Consider the following 22,746-nt stretch of genomic DNA (forward strand, 5'->3'; position numbering starts at 1 on the left):
ACATATATCTTAAACAAGCGTTTGATTAATTCTCCATTTTCTTTCTTAACCTTTGAACTACAGGAGTTTCTTTCTACCGAACATACAGCTTAAACAAACGTTTGATTAATTCTCTATTTTTCTTTGTTAACCCTTGAGTTACATCGGTTTCTTCCTACCGAACATACAGCTTAAACAAACGTTTGATTAAAAAAATAAGAAGCCTCTTTTGCAGGCTCCTTCATTATCTATTTAAATAATCTGCAATTGTTTGAAATACGACGATATACATATTATGAATACTTTCTTCTGTATTTCCACCATTCAATAAACCAACTGCCCATTGTTGTCCTTCACCACTTCCGATATTCGCAAACCCTTGCGTATACATAGCATTTACATCTTTTCGGGCACTGTTATACTCTATCCCTTTTGTAATAAAAATCGAATATGATTTATCTTGTAAACCGATAAAAAACACTGGTTTCTTTAGTGATGAAAATACATTTTTATATTGCTCTGTTGAGGCTTCTTGAAAGTGATCTTTCATTATTAGAAAACCATCTACTTCCTTAGATTTCTTTTCCAGTTCCTCTAACTTCATTTCCTCAAACTTTATATTCCTAAACGTATCTTTCGGTTTTTCTCCAACAACTCCAATTACGAGTGCTCTTCCGTTATATTCTAATTTCTCTCCTTCTTTATCCTTTGCACACCCAGCACCGACTAGGCATATCAATATAAAAAATAAGAAATACGATAAACGCTTCATTTAGCACCCTCCCCTTCTTTTTAGTCAAGTGACAAAAACGTAAGGTTAATTCAAGAAAATGTAAGTAAAATCGATAGCCCAATTCACGTTTCTATATTATAATCAATTGAATTTACTTACATTACTAAACATAGGAGATCAACATGAAGAAATTTAAACTTTCATCTTTTCTTCCGTTAAGTTATATACTTCTACTCGTGCTCGTAAGTCCCCTTTACGACGTATTAAATAAATCGACTGTTCACGCAGTAGACGTTACAACTGTAGTAGATGATTGGATTCCATTTGTAAAAGCATTTATTATTCCTTATTTACTTTGGTTTCCATACTTATACGGCGCACTTATTTATTACTGTTTTGCTGACCGAAAGCAATATTATGTTACTTTAAGTAGTGTTATTTTTGGAAAGCTTGCTTGTTTTTCTATTTATTATTTTTGGCAAACAACTGTACCACGTCCGACTGTCGTTGGAACAGATGTATTTTCTGAACTAGTTCGCTATATTTATAGTATCGACCAGCCAGTAAACTGTTTCCCTAGCATTCACGTTCTTACTACATTTGTAATTATGTTAGCTGCCTTTAAGCGTAGAGAACAGCATGTTTTTGAATATTACATCCTTACTTTCTTCGGTACACTTATTATTTTATCAACGCTATTTACGAAGCAGCACGCCTTTGTAGATGCCGTTTCTGGAATGACGCTTGCAAGCATACTTTACTTCGGCGTTCAGCTCTTATTGGCCAAAGAACCAATAAGAGTTCCAGTAAAACAAAATCATAGAATGTAGCATGACAAAAAAGCAGACTGTGGCTTCAGTCTGCTTTTATCTATTATTAAGGAGATTTTCAATTTAAGATTGCGGTACAGTCATATCACCAGAATGAATACGACCTGCTTTTTTAAGAGCAATGTAAAGTATATAAGAAACAGCTACTGGAATGACGATATAAGTAATTACCATCGCCGGGAGAACTTCCCATCCTTGGCTGGAAATTAAATTAATTGGTGCGATAAGAGAACTTAATCCAAGACCTGCAATTTCCTTTCCTGCTTCCAGTTGGAAAATTAATGCTGATACTGGACCGACTATAGCACTGGCGACGACAGTTGGGACGAGAATCATTGGATTTTTAGTGATATTTGGCAATTGTACTTTCGGAGTACAAAGTGCTTGAGCTAATATGCCACCTAAATTGTTTTCTTTTGCTGAGATGACAGAGAATCCGATAAACTGAGCAACGCATCCAGCAAGAGCAGCACCACCTGCAACACCGTCTAAGCTAAGTGCAATTGCTAACGCAGCTGATGAAGCTGGAGAGATAAGTAATAGTCCCCAAACTACTGCAATAACGATAGAAGCGATGAATGGGCTACCAGCTGAGCTATCTTTAATAAACGCTCCAACTGCATTTAAAACAGGAGTAATATTATGAGATAACCAAATGCCTACTAAACCAGAACCTAATATGGCCGCAAATGGAACGAGCATCATATCTAACGCAGTTTTTCCACTTAAACGTTTACCAATATATACAGCTAAAGTTGCTGTTAATAATGCACCGATTGGCTCACCTGTTTTAATAATTAGACCAGCTTCAGTAATCGAAATGGATCCGGCACCAATCGCTCCGGCTACCATCGCCGAGAAGATTACAAGACCGTTTGCACCGAGCATAAAAGCAATTCCAGCACCAATTGCCGGTGCCATTAGTGATTTTGCAACAACTCCGATTGTAATAAGTAATGGTATATCAACAATTCTTCCTATATTTTCGATCAGTAAACCAATTCCGAGGGATACGAAAATACCTTGTGCGATTCCAGCAGATGCTTTAAATACACGAGACATTATATATTCCTTCATTTGTTTCACCTTCTCCTATAAGTTAGTAACCAATTGTTTTCATATAATCACGTAAAATATCGTTTGATTTTGCGAATCGAGATTCTTCATCCTCTGTTAAATTGAGTTCTACAACTTCTCTTATACCGTCTCTAGTAATAATAGCTGGTACTCCTGTACAAATATCATATTCACCGTACTCACCATCTAAAATGGCTGATACAGCAATGACACGGTGATCATCATTAAAGATTGAACTCGCAATATATGCTAGAGAATTTCCAATCCCGTAATAAGTAGTTCCTTTACGTTTATAAATTTCCCAGCCAGCTTTTGCAGTCTTCTCAACAATTTCATCTAAATCTATTTCACCAAATCGTTCTTTTTGTTCTTCTAAAATTTGCAGAATTGGCTTTCCACCAACAGTTACATGAGACCAAGCAACCATTTGAGAATCACCATGTTCTCCTAATGAATACCCATGAATACTACGAGGATCTACATGTAGCATTTCAGATAAAATTGTTCTTAAGCGAGAAGAATCTAGTGATGTACCAGTACCGATTACGCGATTTCTAGGTAATCCAGATAATTTCCACACTTCATATGTAATAATATCAACTGGGTTCGATGCAAGTAAGAAAATACCATCAAATCCACTTGCCATTACACCACCAACAACACTTTCCATAATCTTCGCACTCGCTCCTAAAGTATCTAAGCGACTTTGTCCAGGTTTTGGTGCTGGCCCTGCTGTAATAATGACAATGTCCATATCTTTGCAGTCTTCATAGCTTCCTGCATATACTTTTGTTCTTGTATTTGTAAAGTTAATGCAATGTGATAAATCCATTGCTTCCCCAACTGCACGTTCATGATTTATATCAATTAATAATAGCTCTTCGCAAATCCCTTGATTTACAATGGAATACGCACAACTGGATCCAACTAATCCAGTACCGATAATTGCAATTTTTCTTGTATGTCTTTTCATAGCAATCTCTCCTAATTGATCATATAATCTATTTCTTTTGTTCTTTACATTCTTAATTATAGAGGTTCCCACGATAGAAACCATGGATACTTTGTGAAATGTTGAACAAAGTTTTTGTCCTTTTTGTGAATTGTCATATTCCATTTTCGTCATATTTGTTACAACTGGAAAAATATTTATTATGTATTTATTGACACATACAAAAAGAAAACGAGCGAATAAATTCGCTCGTTTTCTTTTTCCTGTTATTCCGCACTTAATTGACTTTTTAATTGCTGTACAATCATTGGATTAGCAGGTGCTGCCGGTTTGTAATAACTCTTTTGCTTTGCGTACTCATACATATTACGTTGGCGCGCCTCGTCTTGATTACGAATTTGAATTAACGTTTGATGTAACTGCTCATTATCAGACTGAGCAATATAATTTGCATAGCTTGTTAAACTCGCATTTAATCCTGCTAAATAATCATTTACCATATCTTTTTCATTCATCTTTCTCTTCCTCCTATCCTAGGAAAGTCATTAATTGCTGTTTCGTATTTCGTGCATCTTGCGCATCTTTTTGTAGCATTTGTTTCAGTTGTGGATCTGTACACGTCTGTGCATACTGCTCCAACTTGTTAATAATTGTTGCGTGTCCACCAATTAAATGACGTAAGTTTTCTACTTCAAGCTCTGTTAAGTTTTGCATATAACATACCCGCCTTTCTTTGTTCATTCATCATTAGTATTTGGTTCTTTTTGGATTGTATTCATCAACTTTTCCCACATATAAAAAAAATAAAAGATGAATAGCTAAGCCATTCATCTTTTATACTGGTTATGTATTTATTTTTATAGAGATACAATCATACTTATACTCACAAGTAAGTTCCATATAATGTGTAAAATAATACTAGGTATAATAGATTGCGTCTTTTTGTATAACATAGCAAATACAATCCCCATAATCATTGCCGTAACCGGAAAACCACCATGAAGAATCCCAAAGATGAAGGAAGAAATAATGATACCAACTAGAAAACTATATTTCTTTTCAAAAAATCGATACAAAATACCTCTATATAAAATTTCTTCTTTAATTGGTGTAATTATAGCAACACTTAACACATATATAATACTTTGTAGACTATTTTGAAGTCCTAAGCTCCCTAATTGTTCTCGCTGCTGCCCTGCACTTTCAAAGCTAAACAACTCTAACATTACATACTGAGTTAATGCAATGATGATAAAACCTATTAATAAATACAAGTAGGTTTTCCCATTTTTTAAAACAGATACATCCCATATGTTCTTAATAAAATGAAGCACTGGTTTATAAGCAAATAAAACAATAGTAACAACAGCTGCATCAAATAGAAGTAAATAATATCCCTCTAAATTAGCACGTAATACCTCTTCTCCAAAAATTCCAAGGGCTAAAGCAAGGAATAATCCCCCTAAGAGTGAGAACCCTAGAATGCTTGCAATCGTTACAACTAGATTTTTATATGTTATGTTATCTACTTCTCTTTCTGCATTATACGCGTCTAATACTGTTTTTCTCATACTATTCCTCCATTTGTTTTCATTACCTTAACAAAAATCCTTTAATACAAATATATAGATAATATAACAATTTTTTCAAAAAGAATAATATGCAATTTTACATATTATGAAAACTTTATATTTTATAGTTTTAGGAATAGAATTGCTATGCAATAATTATTATATGAAATTTTAAAAAATACTTCCTATCCACTATAACCCTCGCATCATATAAAACTTATTAGTTAAAGGAGCAATGAACATGAAAACACATGACTTCCTTACAGAAATCCAGAAGGGCTCTGAGCCTAGTCCATATCAAGATCCTATTGCTTTTATTTTCGTTTGCCTTTCCGTAGTCATATACACATTTTTCAAACCTGTAAAATAATATCATGTAATGAGAAAAAGCCTACCGCTCTTTTCGAATTATATGCACTAAAAAACCTTAGAATCACTTCTAAGGTTTTTGTTTGCCTCGCTTCTTATTCACGTAACCCTTTAATAAACGTTTCCAACAATACATGTAAACTTATATCTAAATCTAACGGCAAACCAAATCCGCCCTGTTGTTCAATCGAAGCAAATCCATGACAAATACTTCTGAATCCGCGTGTCGCATGAAGTGCATTCTCTCCTTCTAAGCCATACTGTTGTAAAACCTGAAGACAAAGCTTTACAATTCCGTCACCTGCTTTTCTTACTTCTTCATCTCGTAAAAAAGTTGCTTCATATAGTCCAGGATGTTTTCGGACAAATGCTACATACGCTTCTCCTAAAGCATGAATTGCTTCATCCATCCGTTTATCCTCGGCAGCTTCTTCCAGTCTGTTATGCAGCTTTTTGATTCCGTAAATGCCAAGATTTTTCCGTACATCTTGTAACCCTTTTACATGATTATATAGTGAGGGCGAACGTACCCCTAACGTTTGCGCTAATGAAGCTAACGTTACTTCTTGTACTCCATTTGCATCTGCAATTTCTGCTGCTGTTTCTACAATTTTTTGTAATGTAAGTCCGATTCTCGGTGACATCAATTACCCCTCTTTCTTACTTTCTATATTCCGCTTCGCTTCTTTAATAGCAAGCTCTATGAAAGCCACTGGATCGTTTATCATTTTTCCATGTCCTGCCGCAAGCAAGGAAGGCTCATATTCTCTTAACTTCTCTGCACTTTGTAATGATATTTCTTTGCTCCACGTTGCCATCGCCGGAAACGGAAACCAAAATTTCATTTGTCCTGAAACAGCCATACCTCCTCTTGTTTGGAATGCATCTCCGACAATAAGAGCTTTATTTCTTACATCAAGAAACGACATGGAGCCTGGCGTATGTCCCGGTGTCATAATCGCAAGAAGCGATCCAACTCGGTCGCCATCTTCTAATAAAATATCAGGTACCGTTTTTAATTTTTTAGGTACACCGCCTTTTATCGGTATATTCGGTTCATCCTTTTGTAACGTCATATCTCCTTCTAACAGCTTTGCGTCCCGCTTAGAAATATAGACTGGAACATGAGGAAGTACTTCCTTTAATGCATCTAATGCACCGATGTGATCATCATGCGCATGTGTTAATACAATCTTAGTAATTGGTTTTCCTATTTTCTCAGCCACCTGTAAAATACCTTTTGCGCTATATGGCAAAGCCGCGTCAATTAAAGTTAAACCATCATCTTCCTCTACAAAGTAACAATTTACAGGAAACGCTCTTGGCAAAAATGACAATTGATATACCGTTTTTTCATGTATCATCCTCATAGTCCCATCTCCCTTTTCACGAAAACTAATAACATTAGTTTTATTATACTAATGGTATTAGTTTTATGTCACTAAAAAAATTTTTTTCAAAAAAAAGAACAGTAGCCGTATAAACGACTACTGTTCTTTAAAGATATTAAACTGTGTAACGCTCATCTTCTAAAATTTTCGCAGCGATTTCACGTTTCTTCGGAATTACGTTAAGTGGTGTGTGGCGAGTTAATTTACGTAATGATGATAACATCATGCGCAGCATGTCGCCGTTTTCAACTGCGATAAGTGTTTCTTTCGCATCTGCTTCGATTTCGTTAAATGCTTCTTGGCAGAATACTTCAGTGTATAACACTTTTTGTTTATTCTTTTCAAGACCAGTTGTTTTGATTGCTTTTTCTGTACGAAGAACAGCTGATTCCATTGCGTATAGATTGCTTACGATGTCAGCGATATTCACAAGAATTTCTTGCTCTTTATCTAATGCTTTACCGTATTTTTGAGCCGCTAATCCAGCTACCATTAAGCCGATTTTCTTCGCATTAGTTACTAAATACTTTTGAAGTGCTAATGGCTCATCGCCTACTTCTTCTGGCATCATCATCATTAACTCTTCTTGTAATTTTTGTGCTTTTTGAAGAAGTGGTAATTCACCTTTCATCGCTTTACGTAAGAACGTACCTGGTACGATTAGGCGGTTAATTTCGTTCGTTCCTTCGAAAATACGGTTAATACGAGAATCACGGTACATTCTTTCAATCTCGTACTCTGCCATAAATCCGTAACCACCGTGAATTTGAACACCTTCATCTACTGTATAGTCTAATACTTCAGAACCGAATACTTTGTTTAAAGAGCACTCGATTGCATATTCAGCGATAGAAGCTGCTACTGCTTTACCGTCTTTTACTTCTTCTTCAGATAATGTGCTCATGCGGCTTTCGAATAAACCTACTGTACGATATACAGAGCTTTCAGCTGCATATGTTTTTGCTGCCATATTCGCAAGTTTCTCTTGAATTAATGGGAAGCGAGCGATTGGTTGTTTGAACTGTTGACGTTGGTTTGCATATTGTGCTGAAATTTCTACTGCACGTTTCGCAGATCCAACTGTACCAACACCTAATTTATAACGACCGATATTTAAAATGTTGAATGCGATAATATGACCTTTACCGATTTCACCAAGTAAGTTTTCTTTCGGTACTAACGCATCTTCTAAAATTAACGTACGAGTTGAAGAACATTTAATACCCATTTTCTTTTCTTCTGGGCTTGTAGATACGCCAGCGTAGTCTTTCTCTACGATAAATGCTGAGAAGTGCTCTCCATCGATTTTTGCATATACAACGAATACGTCAGCGAATGCAGAGTTTGTAATCCACTGTTTTTCACCATTTAATACGTAATGTGTACCTTCTGCATTTAAACGTGCAGTTGTTTTTGCACCTAATGCGTCAGATCCTGAACCTGGCTCTGTTAATGCGTATGCAGCTAATTTTTCACCAGTTGCAAGTAATGGTAAATACTTTTTCTTTTGCTCTTCGTTACCGAATAATACGATTGGTAAAGATCCGATACCTACGTGAGCACCGTGAGTAATTGCAAAGCCACCAGCGCGAGAGAATTTCTCTGCGATTAACGCTGAGCTTACTTTATCAAGACCAATTCCGCCGTACTCTTCTGGTACGTCAGCGCCTAATAAACCAAGTTCCCCAGCTTCTTTTAAAAGACGAACTGAACGATCAAATTCATGTTGCTCTAAATATTCAAGCTCTGGAAGAACTTCATTTACGATAAAGTCCTCTGTCGTTTTTGCAATCATTTTATGCTCAGATGAAAAATCTTCTGGCGTAAACACTTGATCAATCGTAATCTCATCTACTAAAAAGCTACCGCCTTTAACCGCATTTCCTACTGTTTTTTCCATGAAAATTTCCTCCTTCATATTTTCATGAGCCGCTTCTCTCTTTTTGAAAGAAGCTGGCTCTCCCTTTTTTTATAAACCTTTGTTGCTTCCATTCTTTGCATTGGCAGCGTCTCGTTCTGAGCGAACCGCTTCCACTTTTTTTATAATCCAGTTCCAGTGGCTAAAACAGTCGGTCGTTTCCCCCCTTCCTTTGAGGCAAAAAGCGCCTCTTCGTCAGGGCTTCCAACGCCCTCCTGTTCTAAACGAGCCACCTGCACTTTTTTATAATCCAGTTCCAGCGGCTAGAATGTTCGGTGGCTTCGCTTCTTCCTGCGAGGCAGAGAACGCCTCTACGTCTGAAGCTCCATCCCCCTCACATTCTGAACGAGCCGCTTCCACTTTTTATAGTAATTCAAATACTCCCGCTGCTCCCATTCCGCCGCCGATACACATTGTTACGATACCGAATTGTTCGTTGCGGCGTTTCATTTCGTGAATAAGAGATAGTGTTAGTTTTGCTCCTGTACAGCCAAGTGGATGTCCAAGTGCGATTGCACCACCGTTTACGTTTACTTTTTCTTCATCTAAACCAAGTTCACGAATAACTTGAATTGATTGAGAAGCGAATGCTTCATTTAGTTCAAATAAGCCAATATCAGATAGCTCTAAGCCAGCTAGTTTTAGCGCTTTTGGAATTGCAGCGATTGGGCCGATTCCCATTACTTCTGGTGGTACGCCAGCTACTGCAAATGAACGGAATTTCGCAAGTGGCTTCATGCCATCGCTCACTGCTTTTTCGCGATCCATTAATAGTACAGATGCTGCACCGTCACTCATTTGTGAAGAGTTACCAGCTGTTACAGAACCGCGAACGTTAAATGCTGGACGTAATTTCCCTAAAATGTCTAGCGTCGTCTCTGCTCTTACACCTTCGTCTTGTGCGAAAGTGATTGTTTCTTCTTGCAGTTTATTGTTTGATCCAACCGAGCGTAACGTCACATCTACAGGTACTGTTTCATCAGCAAAGTTTCCTGCAGCTAATGCTTTCGCAGCACGTTGATGACTTCTTACTGCAAATGCATCTTGCTCTTCACGAGAAATTCCATATTTCACAGCAACTTGCTCTGCTGTATGTCCCATACCCATATAATATTCTGGAGCCGCTTCTACAAGGCGACTATTCGGACGAACAACGTGTCCCATCATTGGAACTAAACTCATTGATTCTGCTCCGCCTGATAATACAGCTTCAGAGTGACCAAGCATAATACGCTCTGCTCCGTAAGCGATACTTTGTAAACCTGAAGAACAGTAACGGTTAATCGTAATAGCTGGAACATCGTAAGAAAGTCCTGCTAATCCGCCGATATTACGAGCCATATTTAAACCTTGCTCTGCTTCTGGCATCGCACAACCGAAAATTAAATCATCGATTGGTCCTTCATAATTCGCACGCTTTAACGTTTCCTTTACTACTAACGCCCCTAGATCGTCAGGACGAACTGTTTTTAATGAACCCCTCTTTGCCTTTCCAATTGGTGTTCTTGCTCCCGCAACAATGACAGCTTCTCTCATGAACGATATCTCCCCTCGTTATTAGTTACGTAATGGCTTTCCTTTTACAAGCATGTGCTGCATTCTTGCTTGTGATTTCATCTCACTTACTAAGCTAATAAATGCTTCACGTTCTACATCTAATAAATATTGCTCATCAACTTCTGTTCCGTACGGTACTTTTCCGCCCGCAATGACATATGCAAGTTTCTTCGCAATGTGAAGGTCATACTCTGAAATGTAACCAGATAAATGCATTGCTTCTGCACCAAGTGCAAGAGTTGCATATCCTGTTTCCCCAACAACTGGTATCTTTTTGCGGATTGGCGCTTTGTAACCAGCTTCATATAAAGCAAGTGCTTTCTGTTTCGCATCGTATAGTAAGTGATCACCATTCACACTAATACCATCTTTATCACCTAAGAAGTTATGAGAAACTGCTTCTTGTCCTGAAGTTGAAACTTTCGCCATTGCGACTGTTTCGAACACTTTATTTGCAACTTTTTGCAGATCAAACTCTACACCGTTTGCCATTTTGTTTAAGTGTTTAATGTATAGCTCTTTATTACCGCCTCCGCCAGGGATTAAGCCAACACCAACTTCTACTAAGCCCATATACGTTTCACTAGAAGCTTGAATGCTCGCTGCTGGTAAGCAAACTTCTGTACCTCCGCCAAGCGTCATACCATATGGTGCTGCTACAACTGGCTTAGAAGAGTACTTAATTTTCGTCATTGCATCTTGGAAGTTTTTCACAACTAACTCAATTTCAAAGTAGTTGTCGTCTTGTGCTTCCATTAAGATCATTGCTAGGTTCGCACCAACGCAGAAGTTCTTCGATTGGTTACCGATAACAAGACCTTTATAATTCTTTTCTACTTCATCAACAGCGTAGTTAATCATTTGCGTAATATCCATACCGATTGCATTGCTCTTCGAATGGAACTCTAAGCAAAGGATGCCGTCGCCTAAATCAATTAAGCTCGCTCCGCTATTTTTCTTTAATACACCATTTTTCGCTTTTAATTGCTTAAGAGAAATTGCTTTTTTATTACGCTCGATTAGCTTATATTCGCCATTATCGTAATAGTAGCTATCGCCGTTATCATGTTTATAGAAAGTAGTGAAACCTTTCTCTAACATTTCTTTCACCCAAGTAGGAACAACTACGCCGTTTTCTTCCATCTTTTGAACAGATTTTTCAACGCCGATTGCATCCCACACTTCAAATGGCCCTTGCTCCCATCCAAAGCCCCACTTCATCGCTTGGTCAATTGCAACGATATCGTCAGCAATTTCTTTATGAAGTTTTGCAGAGTATAAAAGAGTTGGTGTAATGATGTTCCATAATAACTCTCCTGCACGGTCTTTTGCGTATACAAGCGCTTTCAATTTATTCGCTAATCCTTTTTCTTGTTTACTTAACTCTACGGATGCAGCTTTTAATTTTTTACGCGCTTCGTATTCCATCGTTTCAGGATTTAATTCTAAAATTTCTTTTCCTTGTTTTAAGAAGAAGCCTTGACCCGTTTTACTTCCAAGCCATTTTTTCTCCAGCATGTCATGCATGAAAGCTGGTACTTTAAATACATCACGCTCTTCTTCTTGCACATTTTCATATACGTTATTTGCAACGTGTACGAATGTATCTAAACCGACAACATCTAATGTGCGGAACGTTGCGCTCTTCGGACGACCAATAAGTGGGCCTGTTACAGAATCAACTTCCCCAATGCTATAGCCGCGTTTTACCATCTCTTGAAGAGTAACAAGTAAACCGTACGTACCGATGCGGTTTCCAATAAAGTTTGGTGTATCTTTTGCGATAACAACGCCTTTTCCAAGAACGTCTTCGCCAAATAGTTTCATGAAGCTTAATACTTGTGGATCTGTTTCTTTCGTCGGTATTACCTCTAGAAGTTTTAAATATCGTGGTGGGTTAAAAAAGTGTGTGCCTAAGAAGTGTTTCTGGAAGTCGTCTGAACGACCTTCTGCCATTTTTTCAACTGAAATACCTGACGTATTCGAGCTTACGATAGAACCCGGTTTACGAACCGCATCTACTTTTTCAAATAATTTCTTTTTAATATCTAAGTTTTCAACTACTACTTCAATAATCCAATCTACATCAGCTAGACGCTCAAGGTCATCTTCTAAGTTACCTGCTTCAATCAGTGCTAAATTTCCTTTCACTGTCAGAGGAGCTGGTTTTTGCTTTAATAGTTTTTGCACAGCCGTATTACTAAAACGATTTCTCACACTTTTATGTTCTAATGTAAGTCCCTTCGCTTCTTCTTCTTTCGTAAGCGCAGGTGGTACAATATCAAGCAATAATGTCGGAATACCAATATTAGCTAAGTGTGCCGCAATTCCCGAACCCATTACGCCTGAACCTAGAACAGCAGCCTTTTTAATTTGGAACATCCAATTCTCCCCCTATTCTTGAATGAATGCTCATTCAATTTTTCGACATAAGTCGCAATCAATGAGTGAGCCTCTACTAATAAATATATGATACTGTTTAAATTTTCGCAATATATTTATTGATAAAATTTTCTGAAATAAATATTTTTCTTTCATTTGGCTATGCTATACATGTGTATTTTCTTTGTTTAAATGCACTTTTCCTTTTTATAATCTGACGAAACTGGAGGAATATATATGGCAAAACTTAAGAAGAACCCTTCAAAGGCTGGAATTAGTGCAGCTAGTGTAACTGGAAACGCAGGTCCACATAATCACGGTGTTGAAAAAGGACGCCAAGGTAATAACCAACAATATAAAAAGCATAATATGGGCGAAAAATAACGCTATATTTTTGGGCAGAGAACGTGGCATAATGATTAATGGCTGCTTTTTCTGCCCAATTTATTTGTAACAAATGAGGGAATTATAATGAAACGAACAATAGTTATGATTGTAATGATTGCCACACTATTTACAGGGATGATTTTCTTCTCTTATGCACAAAGGCAACAAGCTGTAAGAGCTGATCAACCTAATATTACTGGGCAATATGGAGTTACAATCGATGCAGACACAGGTGAAGTTTTGTATGGAAAACGCGAAGACGAACGCTCTTATCCGGCTAGTATAGCCAAAATGATGACAACCCTTCTTTTACTAGAGAATGTAAAAGAAGATGAAGAAATTACAGTTACAGAAAACGCAATTAAAACAGAAAGTCAAAGTAAGAAAATTAAACTTCGTGCTGGGGAAAAGTTAAAACGTGATGAGGCATTAAAACTGATGCTTATCATTAGTGCAGATCCAATAGCTGAATCCATCGCAGAACATATTGCAGGATCAAAAAATGAATTTGTGAAAATGATGAATGCTAGAGCGAAGGAACTCGGTACAAAGCATGCGACTTTCAAGAACGCAAGTGGTGCTGATGCACTTGGAAATAAAGTATCGCCATATGACATTGCTATTATTACGAAAGAAGCATTAAAGTATCCAGTTGTTTTAGAATATATGAATTCAACACGTACAACTCTACATACTTCAGAACGCTCTCCAAACATCGCAAACTACGGACGAGAAGAACTATATGACGATCCATATGCGATTGGAAGTAAAAGCGGTCTATCAGCACTTGGCAAATATACAGTCGTAACAGTGGATGAAAAAGACGGTAAACGCGTCATTAACGTCGTATTATCTTCTACTCGCGCGCAACTATATCCTGATACGAAGAAAATGGCACATTATGCATTTCAGCAATTAAAATAACCAAGGAGTATTTTCTCCTTGGTTATTTTTTAACCATACCTTTTAATACGAACGCAACGTTTGCTGGACGCTCTGCTAGACGGCGCATGAAATATCCATACCAATCGTTTCCATAAGGTACGTAAACACGCATTTTGTAACCTTCTTTTACTAGCTCAAGTTGACGCTCATTACGAATACCATATAACATTTGGAATTCAAATTGATCCCTTGGAATATTATGTTCTTCAGCAAGTTTTTTTGTATATTCAATAATTGCTTCGTCATGTGAAGCAATTGCAGTATAATTTCCATTTAATAAGTGCATTTTAATAATCTTTTTATAATTGTCATCTACATCTTTCTTGTCCGGGAACGCCACTTCTTCAGGTTCTTTATAAGCTCCTTTTACAAGACGTAAATTAGGTTTATAAGCATTTAAATCCTCAATATCTTTTTCTGTACGATATAGGTAAGCTTGAATAACAGTACCAATATTATCGTACTCAGATTTTAACTGTTTAAAGATATCAATTGTTTTACCACAGCGTGTATAATCTTCCATATCAATTGTAACGAACACACCATTTTCTTTTGCAGCTTCTAAAATACGGCGCATATTGTTCATTACGATTTCATCAGAGATATCTAATCCCATAGAAGTCATCTTTAAAGAAAGCTGCGAATCAAGACCTTCTCTTCCAATTGCACGGATCGCTTCAATCGATTGGTTAGCCATTTCATTTGCTTCCGCTTCATTATCAACGAATTCACCTAAATAATCGATTGTTACACAAAGACCTTGCTTATTTAATTGTTGAATGGCAGCTGTCGCTAATTCAATCGTCTCCCCTGCGACGAAGCGACCTGCACCAAAGCGTAAACCGTACTTTTTAGCCAGTTTTGTTAGCGCTTTATTTTTAGATAAGAAAAGAAACGAATTTCGCATTAATTGTTCCATGTAATTCACCCCTATGACTGTAATTTATCTGTTTTTTACCCCTCTTCAAAATTATATCATTGTTTAAAATTATTGGATACAAATAATTATTTAGATAATTTATAAAATACTATAAAAACATTTAAAAACCTATATTTCTGCTTATAAATATACCCGAAATATTTTTCGACATTTAGAAAAATGGAGTTTAATAGGCATAAAATAGGCATGTCGAAAATATTCGACATGCCTATAAAATCCTTTATATTCCATGTAAATTATATAAGGATATTAATACAGAAAACTTGCGATTATATTTACCTCAAGTTTTTTTATTGCTCATTTCGCTTCTCTTCATTCAGCCTTTTAATATCTGTAATTAACTGTACCATCTCTTCTTTCGCATCTGGATAAGTTTCATTCCAATGCTTTACTAAAGCTGGCATCGTCTTAGCTATGTAAGAATACAGTGCCCACTTCTGTACCTGTTCTTTTCTCTCTTCATTGCTCTCTCCAAGTAACAGCTCAGTATATTTCTCCAGTAAACCATCAAACTGCTCGTTAAACTTTTCACTCATTTTATTTACCTCCTATATGAAAAAAGCAGCGAAGATCGCTGCTTTTTCTTATAATTTTGATCGAACAGAGTTTAATTTTTTCTCCATTGTGCTTACTTTATCACGACGATCATCAATACGAATAGTTGTTGCAACACGCTGTGCACCTTTCGTATATGGAACTTCATGCATTTGTTGTATTACTTCTAGAATGACAGGAAGATCTCCTTCAATAATTGTATTCATCGGTGTTAATTGATACTTCACGCGATCCGCATTTTTCTCTAGCACCTTTTGTACTTCTGCTACATATTCACTAACACTTGGATTACCTGTTCCTACTGGAATAATCGATACATCAACAATTGCCATAGTAGTCTTCCTCCTATAATCGTTTCTTATATATCCATTGTCTATTTTACCGAAATCCTCATCATTTTACTAATATGTTACTCTTCCACTTTAAACTGCTCGACTAATCTTTCTAAATCTCTCATATGTTCTGTCAAACTTTCCATCGTGTGAGCTACCTTTTCTAAATGATTCACCTGTGATTCCGTTGCAGCATGTACCTCTTCAGAAACAGCTGCACTTTCTTGACTCGTACCAGCAATTGTGTGCATTACCGCTGTAATTTCTCCTTGCTCGTAACCTATGTTATGTACCTCTTCTACAATTTTTTCAACTGAAGTACTAATCGTATTTACAACTGACATAATTGTGTGGAACTCCATTTCTGCCTCTGTCGTCACTTTATTTTGCACATCTGCAATGTCTTTCAATTTACTTACAACTTCTACAACTCTTTTTACTTCTACTTGCACATCACCAATCATCGTTGTGATTTCTCCGGTAGCCTCTTTTGATTGTTCCGCTAATTTCCGAACCTCTTCAGCAACAACCGCAAATCCCTTACCTTGCTCACCTGCACGGGCAGCTTCAATCGAAGCATTTAAAGCAAGTAAATTTGTTTGATCCGAAATGCCTTTTATAAGCTCAACAACATTTTGAATCGATCCAACCCTTTGTTCTAACTTATCCGATGCTTCTTCTGTATGAACAACAATCGAAGATGATTGTCCCCTCGTACGGATTAAATTCCTCATTGTATTTAATCCTTGCTTAGACGCCTCTTCCGCTTTGCCAGCCACTCCTTTTATTTCACCAACGGAGCTATTCATTTGTTCCACTGACTCCGCCATATTCTCGAGCTGAGCTGAAACTTCATCCACACTATTCGCAAGAGTAGAAGCTCCTCCGCTCACATCATCCATCGCTCCTGAAACTTCTCTACTAGCCGCTACTGTTTCGTTCGTTAAATAATGTAAACTATTCGTTGATTGTTGCACCGTTGATACGCTGTTTTTAATTTTACTTACCATTTCATTCATTTGTTCAACCATATCATTAAAGTGCTTCGTCAACTCTCCAACTTCATCTTTACTTGTCACTTTCATTCGCAGCGTTAAATCGCCTTCTGCTACTTTTTGAACGTGATTCTTTAATAGTTGCAGTGGTCTTGCTAATCTTCTTGAGAATAAGTAGGAAGCTACGATTCCAACTAATAAACTAATACATGCCATTATAATAACTGTATTTCTCGTACTATTTAATAGCCCATCGATCGTTTCTTTCGGATAAAAGATTCCTATTGTCCATTTCATCGTATCAAATGATTGACTATAAACAACTACATCTTCACCTTTTATTGTAGTGACCGCATATTTTGTTCCCTCTTTATTTAAGCTCTTTATAAGCGGCTCTTTAGAAACATCTTTCCCTATCTTTTCTGGATAAACAAGAGCCATATTTTTATCATTTATAATAAACATTTCTCCGTCATTATTGTATTGAATATTGTGAAGCAACTTCTGAATCGTACCAAGCGATACATCCATCGCAACAACACCTAATACAGACCCATCTTGAGCTGTAATTGCTTTAGAAACACCTACACTTAACTTTCCTGTTGCAATTTCATAAGAAGGTTGTCCCCAATGGACCTTTTTTACATCAGCCTCTGAATCTTTATACCATGGTCTTGTCGTTGGGTCATATCCTTCTGGCACTTGCCCACCTTCAGCAAGATTGGCACTTAATGTTTTTTTATCTTTCGTACCAATATATAAATCTAAAATACCAGGATGATTCTTTTTATACTCCGCAAACTCTTTCGTTAAAAACGCTTCCTCTTCTGGAGTAACCCCACCTTGAAGTATATTACGAATCATCTCACTGTTCGCGTAATACCCCATATCTTCATCCGTTCTTTGAACAAATGTCGTAAGTTGCTCTGTCACAAGATCCATCGCATTTTGAGAATACTCGTCTAAGGAACGCACTTCCTTTTCTTTCTGTAATTGATACACAGCTGTACCCAATATTACGAACATCATAGAAATAAGTACTGAAAACACTACCGCAATTTTTAAACGTAAACTTCTTAACATCTTCCCCCCAGCATCCCCTTCGTATTAAATTAAAAAACTTATTAATCATTATATTAAGTATAATAGATAAAATTAAAAAATTGAAATTAATTCTCACCTTAATACAATTAGAAAAAGGACTACCACTTGTGCAAAAACAAATAGTTCATTATCCTTAAAATATAATCTCATTCGTTCGGAGGGAACTATGTTACAAAAATTCGGTTTCTCACAATATGAAAGCCAGGCTTATGAAGTTGTCGTATCAAGCAATGAACCATTAGATGCTACAACAATTGTGAAGCATTCAGGTGTTCCAAAAGCAAAAATATATGAAGTGCTAGCACGCCTAATCGATAAAGGAATGGTAATGGATTCTGTTTCAGAAAAGAAAAAATTGTATACAGCATTACCACTAAAGCTAGCAATTGAAAAATTAACGACAGAATTCCAATCAAATATTAAAGAACTGGAAACAAATATATCAAAAAAATCATTTACAGATGACCGTGTGTGGAGCTTAAAGATGCAATCTTCTATTCGAGTTCAAAGTAAAGAACTCATTGAAAGTGCACAAGAATCAATCCGTATTTCAGCTTGGAATGATACTCTTTTAGAATATCTTCCTTTACTAGAACAAAAAGCAAAACAAGGTGTTCAAATTGAGTCCCTTATTGTTGGAGAAGTAGAAACAGACTTAGAAAACATGCATTTTCTAATCCCAGCTGAAGAACCTAATGCATTAGAGCGCTACTTGCTACTCATCGTTGACGATCGTGAAATTTTATTTGCTGGCGTAGAACAAGAGTCATGGCAAGCGATGAAAACAATGTCACAACCTTTCGTAAAGTTCTTTACAGAATTTTTCTATCACGACGTTGCACTTGCAAAGATTACCCAGAAGCACCACGATCTCTTTATGGAAGATGAGGAAATTAAGAGTTTGTTGATGAAATTGAGGTACTAATTAAATAATAAAAAGGAGTCTAATTTTTCACTTAGACTCCTTTTCGTTTTGTTCCTTTATCTCTATCAACAGCTCAATGATTTTTTCATTTTGCTCTACTTGCTTCTCTGAATTTTGATAGATGAAACGAATCCATCTAAAAACAATGATAACTACAAATAACGGCAATACTGTGAATATAAAACCAATAATTGAATAATCCATATACTATCACCTCGCTATATACCCTTTTCTCCATTTACCTACTAAAACCTGCAATTTTTTACAAATAAAAAAGAACCTATCAAACGATAGATTCTTCTTTTACGAACTGAGTAGAGCGTCCTCTCGTAATCGAGAAAATCGCGCAAAGCAGTGCTAATATAATAAAACCACCGCCTACCCAAGCATTATATATAACAGATGATTTTTCAATAACAACTCCGCCTACTGTTGAACCGAGTGCAATTCCTAAATGAAGCGCAGAGTTATTTAAACCTTGCTGAATACCAGCTGATTCCGGTGCAATTTCAATTAAATAATTTTGCTGTGCTGGTGAAATCGCCCAGCTCAGCATACTCCAAAGTCCCATCATAATGATGAAGAGCGGGAATGAGAATGTCATTAATGGCAGTATGAAGATTGCACACGCAAATACGATAATGATAGAAATAATACTTTTCTTCGATCCCCATTTATCAGCAAGCCAGCCACCGAATCCGCCACCAATTACTGCTGCGATTCCGAAAATAAAGTAAAACACACTAATCCAGTTTGCTTCAACATGCATGACATCTTTTAAAAACGGTGTTAAATATGCATACAATGTTAAATGCCCCGTTAAAAACAAAAATGATGTTAACTGTGCACTTACAATTTTTTTATCTTTTAAAGTAGCAAGTTGTTCTTTTATTGATAATACCGATGTCGGTGGTACTTTCGTTAAGAACAATGAAATACAAGCTATTGCCATAACTGTTAATACAGAAATTAATACAAATGGTGCACGCCATCCGTATGCATTTCCGAGCACAAGACCGAGCGGTACTCCAAGTACGAGTGATCCGCTAATTCCCATGAAAATGATTCCAATTGCACGCGCACGAAAATGCGGTTCTACAACACTAGAAGCAAGTGTTACCGATAGTGCAATAATTAATGAACCACTCGCCGCACAAATAACCCTTGAGAACATTAGCATTCCGTAATTCACACTAAATGCCGAAATAATATTTCCGATTAAGAAAATCGATAATGCTCCAACATACAATGTTTTTCTTTCAAACTTCCCTGTCACAGCTAATAAAACTGGACCTGACAAAGCAAATACTACCGAAAATATTGTTATAAGCTGACCAGCTGCGCTAATAGATACTCCTAAATCATTGGCAACTAAATCGAGCGTTCCTCCTATAATTAACTCAACCGTTCCGACTACGAAAGCCGCGATAGCTAAAATATAAACACGAAAATTCAAGTCTTTCCCCACGCTTTCTATTTTGGTTACTACGACTATAGTAACCAAAATAGAAAGTGGACGCAAGTATAATTTTTTACAGTAAAAAAGGTAGGCGTATTATACGCCTACCCTTCCATCATTCTGTTTCTTTCTTCTTATTTAAATACCAATACACCGGCAGTCCAGTAAAGACAATTCCAATTGATAAGAAACAACTTACTGGATCGTTAATAATCGCACTACCGATTACAAAGAACGAACCTAAAATCGCTACGATTGGTACGATTGGGAATAACGGTACACTATATGCACGCTCTTTATTCTTATTACGTTTTCTTAAGATGAAGACACCAATAAACGTCATTACGTAGAAAATATAAATAATGAATACGGAAATCTCAGATAGCTTATTTGGATCACTAATAATCATTAAAATAATTCCTAAAATGATTTCAACAGTAATCGCATTTGCTGGTGTTTTAAATCTCGGACTTTCCTTTGCAATAAACTTAGAAAATGGAAGTTGTCCACGCTCTGCCATAGACATTGGAATACGTGGGAATGTTAAAATCTTTCCATTTAAACAGCCGAAAATAGAAACGATAATACCGATACTAATAATTTTCCCACCATATTCTCCAAGTAACATGCCTGCAGCTGTCGCTGTTGCATTTTCTCCAAGGTCTACAATTTTCGCTGCTGGTAATACATTTAATAACGCCAAGTTAATTAATACGTATGCAGCTGTTACAATTAAAATCCCAACTGTCATTGCTTTCGGTAATAGCTTTGTTGGATTCTTCATTTCTCCACCAATCGAAGCAAGTAAAATCCAGCCGTCATAAGCAAATAACGTTGCTAAAATTGCCATACCGATACTTTGATTTTCCGATATCGGCACAACTACGTTAAAGATATCACTATTCCCTTTCCAGAAACCTAGCACAACAATTAACACAATCGGAATCATCTTCCCAATTGTCGTGATTGTTTGAACGATACCTCCGTATTTTGTTCCCATACTATTTACAACGCCAAGGAACACAACTGTTCCAATTGCAATTGGTAAATTCCATACTTTATCTAAATAGAAAAAATTAATCATTAAAGAACTAAAGTATAAACCTAATGTTCCGATAATAGCAGGTCCATAAACAATTGTTTGCATCCAACCTGATAAATATCCCCAAAAACTTCCGTAAATCTCCTCTAAATACGTATACAACCCACCATTTTTCGGGATTTGCGCTCCAATTTCAGCTACTGTTAAACCACTTGCTAGCGTCAACAGACCACCAATTACCCAAGCAAGAATGGCCATATTAGAACTCCCCGAGTAATCTAATACGCTCCCTGGTTTCATAAACACACCAGATCCAATAATCGTTCCTACTACGATAGAAAGTGCTACTGTTAAACCAATTTTGTTCTTCTCATCATGATGCATGCTGCGTATCCTCCTTCCAATCCTAGTGTGATGCAAAAATGAAATAAAAAAACACTCCTCCCTAAAAAAGGGACGAGTGTTGTATTCGTGGTTCCACCCTTGTTTCAATTCGTAAAGTAACACACTTCACCAATTTCTCAAGTCTAAATAACGGTTTTTGCCGGCAAGCAATTACTAGATGCTCGTTCACTGCTGCAGTTCAGAGGTGGTAATCCATTTTTCCGTATTAGGAAGCTCACAGCCAAAGGCTTCCCTCTCTGAAAATCGTAAAAAATTGATCATGTCCTCATCATCACTTCTTGATGTCGAATTTTGTAGTTATTGTTCATTATATTGAATTGTTAGAAAAAATCAATATATTTTTTTATATAACATAGGAAATATTTCTCTTCTTATATTATAACAGAACATACAAAACTTCTCTAATTCCCTAAAAATGGTATAATCCATTTAGGAGGTGTACTAATAATGATTGCTGTCTTTTGTATCATTGCTACGTTTCTCTCTATTCTATTCGCTATCATGCATCGGCACAAGTATCCTGGTTATAGCATTTTAGCGGTAGCTATTATACCAGCTGTTTCCTTCTACGTATTGGGTAAATATCAATATACGGAAGTGTTTATCGGTTTTGCAATCTTCTACTGCATCTTCGGATACATACTAACAATGAAAAGAATTTTATTGAATCATTAAAAGGGACCGATTTCTGCTGACAGAAATCGGTCCTCGCACGTACCTTCCGGTTGCCCACACGAAAGATACATAAATCAATTATTTATCTTCTTTTTTCATAAAAAACTTATGGTGCGGTAAATCAACATTCAATGCCTCTAATTGTTTCTTTTCGTTGTCTAAAATCGCTTTTGCTTTTGTTTTTGTTGCTTCATCTAATCCAGCAAAGATGTCTTCATGCTTC

The 22,746-nt window shown here is 36.6% G+C and carries 23 protein-coding genes and 1 other annotated feature; of the genes, 5 read left to right on the forward strand and 18 right to left on the reverse strand.

What is annotated here, in order from left to right; all coding sequences use genetic code 11:
* Window positions 1–223 precede the first annotated feature (223 nt).
* A complete protein-coding gene (locus MR107_RS24355; protein ID WP_088361694.1) occupies window positions 224–751 on the reverse strand; it encodes a hypothetical protein in 528 nt (175 codons plus the stop codon).
* A gap of 143 nt (window positions 752–894) precedes the next feature.
* On the opposite strand from MR107_RS24355, the gene MR107_RS24360 reads away from it, so the two are divergent.
* Window positions 895–1,542 carry a phosphatase PAP2 family protein gene (locus tag MR107_RS24360; protein WP_000713775.1) on the forward strand — a complete coding sequence of 216 codons (648 nt, stop codon included), beginning with the start codon at window positions 895–897 and terminating at the stop codon, window positions 1,540–1,542.
* 63 nt (window positions 1,543–1,605) lie between these two features.
* On the opposite strand, the gene MR107_RS24365 is transcribed toward MR107_RS24360, so the two are convergent.
* The 10 genes from MR107_RS24365 to MR107_RS24410 all read right to left on the reverse strand — a co-directional run bounded on the left by MR107_RS24365 (window position 1,606) and on the right by MR107_RS24410 (window position 12,759).
* Entirely contained in the window at window positions 1,606–2,619 is a 1,014-nt protein-coding gene (locus MR107_RS24365) for a PTS sugar transporter subunit IIC (protein WP_000666172.1), read from the reverse strand.
* Between the two features lie 22 nt (window positions 2,620–2,641).
* Window positions 2,642–3,592 carry an L-lactate dehydrogenase gene (locus MR107_RS24370; RefSeq protein ID WP_000820648.1) on the reverse strand — a complete coding sequence of 317 codons (951 nt, stop codon included), beginning with the start codon at window positions 3,590–3,592 and terminating at the stop codon, window positions 2,642–2,644.
* A 245-nt stretch (window positions 3,593–3,837) separates the two neighbouring features.
* The gene (locus MR107_RS24375) at window positions 3,838–4,086 is read right to left on the reverse strand and encodes a spore coat protein (RefSeq protein ID WP_001002981.1); all 249 of its coding nucleotides are present in this window, start codon (window positions 4,084–4,086) and stop codon (window positions 3,838–3,840) included.
* A 13-nt stretch (window positions 4,087–4,099) separates the two neighbouring features.
* Complete coding sequence (locus tag MR107_RS24380) at window positions 4,100–4,285, reverse strand: hypothetical protein (RefSeq protein ID WP_001180555.1); 186 nt, start codon at window positions 4,283–4,285, stop codon at window positions 4,100–4,102.
* Between the two features lie 143 nt (window positions 4,286–4,428).
* Window positions 4,429–5,142, reverse strand: coding sequence for a CPBP family intramembrane glutamic endopeptidase (locus MR107_RS24385; protein WP_001232993.1), 714 nt, complete (start codon window positions 5,140–5,142; stop codon window positions 4,429–4,431).
* Window positions 5,143–5,606: 464 nt separating this feature from the next.
* Window positions 5,607–6,155 carry a TetR/AcrR family transcriptional regulator gene (locus MR107_RS24390; protein ID WP_000074925.1) on the reverse strand — a complete coding sequence of 183 codons (549 nt, stop codon included), beginning with the start codon at window positions 6,153–6,155 and terminating at the stop codon, window positions 5,607–5,609.
* A gap of 3 nt (window positions 6,156–6,158) precedes the next feature.
* A complete protein-coding gene (locus MR107_RS24395) occupies window positions 6,159–6,881 on the reverse strand; it encodes an MBL fold metallo-hydrolase (protein WP_078186725.1) in 723 nt (240 codons plus the stop codon).
* A gap of 136 nt (window positions 6,882–7,017) precedes the next feature.
* Window positions 7,018–8,802, reverse strand: a complete 1,785-nt coding sequence (locus MR107_RS24400; RefSeq protein ID WP_000416291.1) for an acyl-CoA dehydrogenase family protein — start codon at window positions 8,800–8,802, stop codon at window positions 7,018–7,020.
* A 381-nt stretch (window positions 8,803–9,183) separates the two neighbouring features.
* Window positions 9,184–10,356, reverse strand: coding sequence for an acetyl-CoA C-acetyltransferase (locus MR107_RS24405; RefSeq protein ID WP_001206324.1), 1,173 nt, complete (start codon window positions 10,354–10,356; stop codon window positions 9,184–9,186).
* Window positions 10,357–10,377: 21 nt separating this feature from the next.
* Window positions 10,378–12,759, reverse strand: a complete 2,382-nt coding sequence (locus MR107_RS24410; RefSeq protein WP_000486377.1) for a 3-hydroxyacyl-CoA dehydrogenase/enoyl-CoA hydratase family protein — start codon at window positions 12,757–12,759, stop codon at window positions 10,378–10,380.
* Between the two features lie 237 nt (window positions 12,760–12,996).
* Here MR107_RS24410 and MR107_RS24415 point away from each other — a divergent pair, with 237 nt between their 5' ends.
* Window positions 12,997–13,143, forward strand: coding sequence for a YuzL family protein (locus MR107_RS24415; protein WP_001096344.1), 147 nt, complete (start codon window positions 12,997–12,999; stop codon window positions 13,141–13,143).
* An 87-nt stretch (window positions 13,144–13,230) separates the two neighbouring features.
* A complete protein-coding gene (locus tag MR107_RS24420) occupies window positions 13,231–14,070 on the forward strand; it encodes a D-alanyl-D-alanine carboxypeptidase family protein (RefSeq protein ID WP_000831462.1) in 840 nt (279 codons plus the stop codon).
* A gap of 22 nt (window positions 14,071–14,092) precedes the next feature.
* On the opposite strand, the gene MR107_RS24425 is transcribed toward MR107_RS24420, so the two are convergent.
* The 4 genes from MR107_RS24425 to MR107_RS24440 all read right to left on the reverse strand — a co-directional run bounded on the left by MR107_RS24425 (window position 14,093) and on the right by MR107_RS24440 (window position 17,996).
* Window positions 14,093–15,010: a proline dehydrogenase family protein gene (locus tag MR107_RS24425; RefSeq protein WP_000436783.1), complete on the reverse strand. Its 918-nt coding sequence runs from the start codon at window positions 15,008–15,010 to the stop codon at window positions 14,093–14,095.
* Window positions 15,011–15,321: 311 nt separating this feature from the next.
* The gene (locus MR107_RS24430; protein ID WP_001290594.1) at window positions 15,322–15,567 is read right to left on the reverse strand and encodes a YusU family protein; all 246 of its coding nucleotides are present in this window, start codon (window positions 15,565–15,567) and stop codon (window positions 15,322–15,324) included.
* A 48-nt stretch (window positions 15,568–15,615) separates the two neighbouring features.
* Window positions 15,616–15,918, reverse strand: a complete 303-nt coding sequence (locus tag MR107_RS24435; RefSeq protein ID WP_001018860.1) for an MTH1187 family thiamine-binding protein — start codon at window positions 15,916–15,918, stop codon at window positions 15,616–15,618.
* A gap of 77 nt (window positions 15,919–15,995) precedes the next feature.
* Window positions 15,996–17,996: a methyl-accepting chemotaxis protein gene (locus MR107_RS24440; protein ID WP_000946353.1), complete on the reverse strand. Its 2,001-nt coding sequence runs from the start codon at window positions 17,994–17,996 to the stop codon at window positions 15,996–15,998.
* 187 nt (window positions 17,997–18,183) lie between these two features.
* On the opposite strand from MR107_RS24440, the gene MR107_RS24445 reads away from it, so the two are divergent.
* On the forward strand, window positions 18,184–18,942 hold the full coding sequence (locus tag MR107_RS24445) for a TrmB family transcriptional regulator (RefSeq protein WP_000939481.1): 759 nt from the start codon (window positions 18,184–18,186) through the stop codon (window positions 18,940–18,942).
* 27 nt (window positions 18,943–18,969) lie between these two features.
* Here the strand turns inward: MR107_RS24445 and MR107_RS24450 are convergent, their stop codons facing one another.
* From MR107_RS24450 to MR107_RS24460, 3 genes are all read right to left on the reverse strand, one after another.
* Complete coding sequence (locus MR107_RS24450) at window positions 18,970–19,146, reverse strand: hypothetical protein (protein ID WP_000386582.1); 177 nt, start codon at window positions 19,144–19,146, stop codon at window positions 18,970–18,972.
* Between the two features lie 79 nt (window positions 19,147–19,225).
* The gene (locus tag MR107_RS24455) at window positions 19,226–20,410 is read right to left on the reverse strand and encodes an MFS transporter (protein WP_002026529.1); all 1,185 of its coding nucleotides are present in this window, start codon (window positions 20,408–20,410) and stop codon (window positions 19,226–19,228) included.
* Window positions 20,411–20,516: 106 nt separating this feature from the next.
* Window positions 20,517–21,827 (reverse strand): APC family permease, encoded by a 1,311-nt coding sequence (locus tag MR107_RS24460; RefSeq protein WP_000546311.1) that lies wholly within the window; start codon window positions 21,825–21,827, stop codon window positions 20,517–20,519.
* Window positions 21,828–21,892: 65 nt separating this feature from the next.
* Window positions 21,893–22,129, reverse strand: a binding site (T-box leader).
* A gap of 166 nt (window positions 22,130–22,295) precedes the next feature.
* Between MR107_RS24460 and MR107_RS24465 the strand changes: the two genes are divergently transcribed.
* Window positions 22,296–22,523: a hypothetical protein gene (locus tag MR107_RS24465; RefSeq protein ID WP_000562231.1), complete on the forward strand. Its 228-nt coding sequence runs from the start codon at window positions 22,296–22,298 to the stop codon at window positions 22,521–22,523.
* Window positions 22,524–22,746 lie beyond the last annotated feature (223 nt).

The organism is Bacillus cereus group sp. BfR-BA-01441, from assembly GCF_022663075.1.
GTDB lineage: Bacteria > Bacillota > Bacilli > Bacillales > Bacillaceae_G > Bacillus_A > Bacillus_A cereus.

Bases quoted from the DNA above. Each gene is read 5' to 3' on its own strand.
- MR107_RS24405 (WP_001206324.1), bottom strand. From the start codon at position 10,356: ATGAGAGAAGCTGTCATTGTTGCGGGAGCAAGAACACCAATTGGAAAG.
- MR107_RS24370 (WP_000820648.1), bottom strand. From the start codon at position 3,592: ATGAAAAGACATACAAGAAAAATTGCAATTATCGGTACTGGATTAGTT.
- MR107_RS24460 (WP_000546311.1), bottom strand. From the start codon at position 21,827: ATGCATCATGATGAGAAGAACAAAATTGGTTTAACAGTAGCACTTTCT.
- MR107_RS24440 (WP_000946353.1), bottom strand. From the start codon at position 17,996: ATGTTAAGAAGTTTACGTTTAAAAATTGCGGTAGTGTTTTCAGTACTT.
- MR107_RS24435 (WP_001018860.1), bottom strand. From the start codon at position 15,918: ATGGCAATTGTTGATGTATCGATTATTCCAGTAGGAACAGGTAATCCA.
- MR107_RS24375 (WP_001002981.1), bottom strand. From the start codon at position 4,086: ATGAATGAAAAAGATATGGTAAATGATTATTTAGCAGGATTAAATGCG.
- MR107_RS24355 (WP_088361694.1), bottom strand. From the start codon at position 751: ATGAAGCGTTTATCGTATTTCTTATTTTTTATATTGATATGCCTAGTC.
- MR107_RS24465 (WP_000562231.1), top strand. From the start codon at position 22,296: ATGATTGCTGTCTTTTGTATCATTGCTACGTTTCTCTCTATTCTATTC.
- MR107_RS24430 (WP_001290594.1), bottom strand. From the start codon at position 15,567: ATGAGTGAAAAGTTTAACGAGCAGTTTGATGGTTTACTGGAGAAATAT.
- MR107_RS24390 (WP_000074925.1), bottom strand. From the start codon at position 6,155: ATGTCACCGAGAATCGGACTTACATTACAAAAAATTGTAGAAACAGCA.
- MR107_RS24380 (WP_001180555.1), bottom strand. From the start codon at position 4,285: ATGCAAAACTTAACAGAGCTTGAAGTAGAAAACTTACGTCATTTAATT.
- MR107_RS24400 (WP_000416291.1), bottom strand. From the start codon at position 8,802: ATGGAAAAAACAGTAGGAAATGCGGTTAAAGGCGGTAGCTTTTTAGTA.
- MR107_RS24385 (WP_001232993.1), bottom strand. From the start codon at position 5,142: ATGAGAAAAACAGTATTAGACGCGTATAATGCAGAAAGAGAAGTAGAT.
- MR107_RS24395 (WP_078186725.1), bottom strand. From the start codon at position 6,881: ATGAGGATGATACATGAAAAAACGGTATATCAATTGTCATTTTTGCCA.
- MR107_RS24415 (WP_001096344.1), top strand. From the start codon at position 12,997: ATGGCAAAACTTAAGAAGAACCCTTCAAAGGCTGGAATTAGTGCAGCT.
- MR107_RS24445 (WP_000939481.1), top strand. From the start codon at position 18,184: ATGTTACAAAAATTCGGTTTCTCACAATATGAAAGCCAGGCTTATGAA.
- MR107_RS24420 (WP_000831462.1), top strand. From the start codon at position 13,231: ATGAAACGAACAATAGTTATGATTGTAATGATTGCCACACTATTTACA.
- MR107_RS24360 (WP_000713775.1), top strand. From the start codon at position 895: ATGAAGAAATTTAAACTTTCATCTTTTCTTCCGTTAAGTTATATACTT.
- MR107_RS24410 (WP_000486377.1), bottom strand. From the start codon at position 12,759: ATGTTCCAAATTAAAAAGGCTGCTGTTCTAGGTTCAGGCGTAATGGGT.
- MR107_RS24365 (WP_000666172.1), bottom strand. From the start codon at position 2,619: ATGAAGGAATATATAATGTCTCGTGTATTTAAAGCATCTGCTGGAATC.
- MR107_RS24425 (WP_000436783.1), bottom strand. From the start codon at position 15,010: ATGGAACAATTAATGCGAAATTCGTTTCTTTTCTTATCTAAAAATAAA.
- MR107_RS24450 (WP_000386582.1), bottom strand. From the start codon at position 19,146: ATGGATTATTCAATTATTGGTTTTATATTCACAGTATTGCCGTTATTT.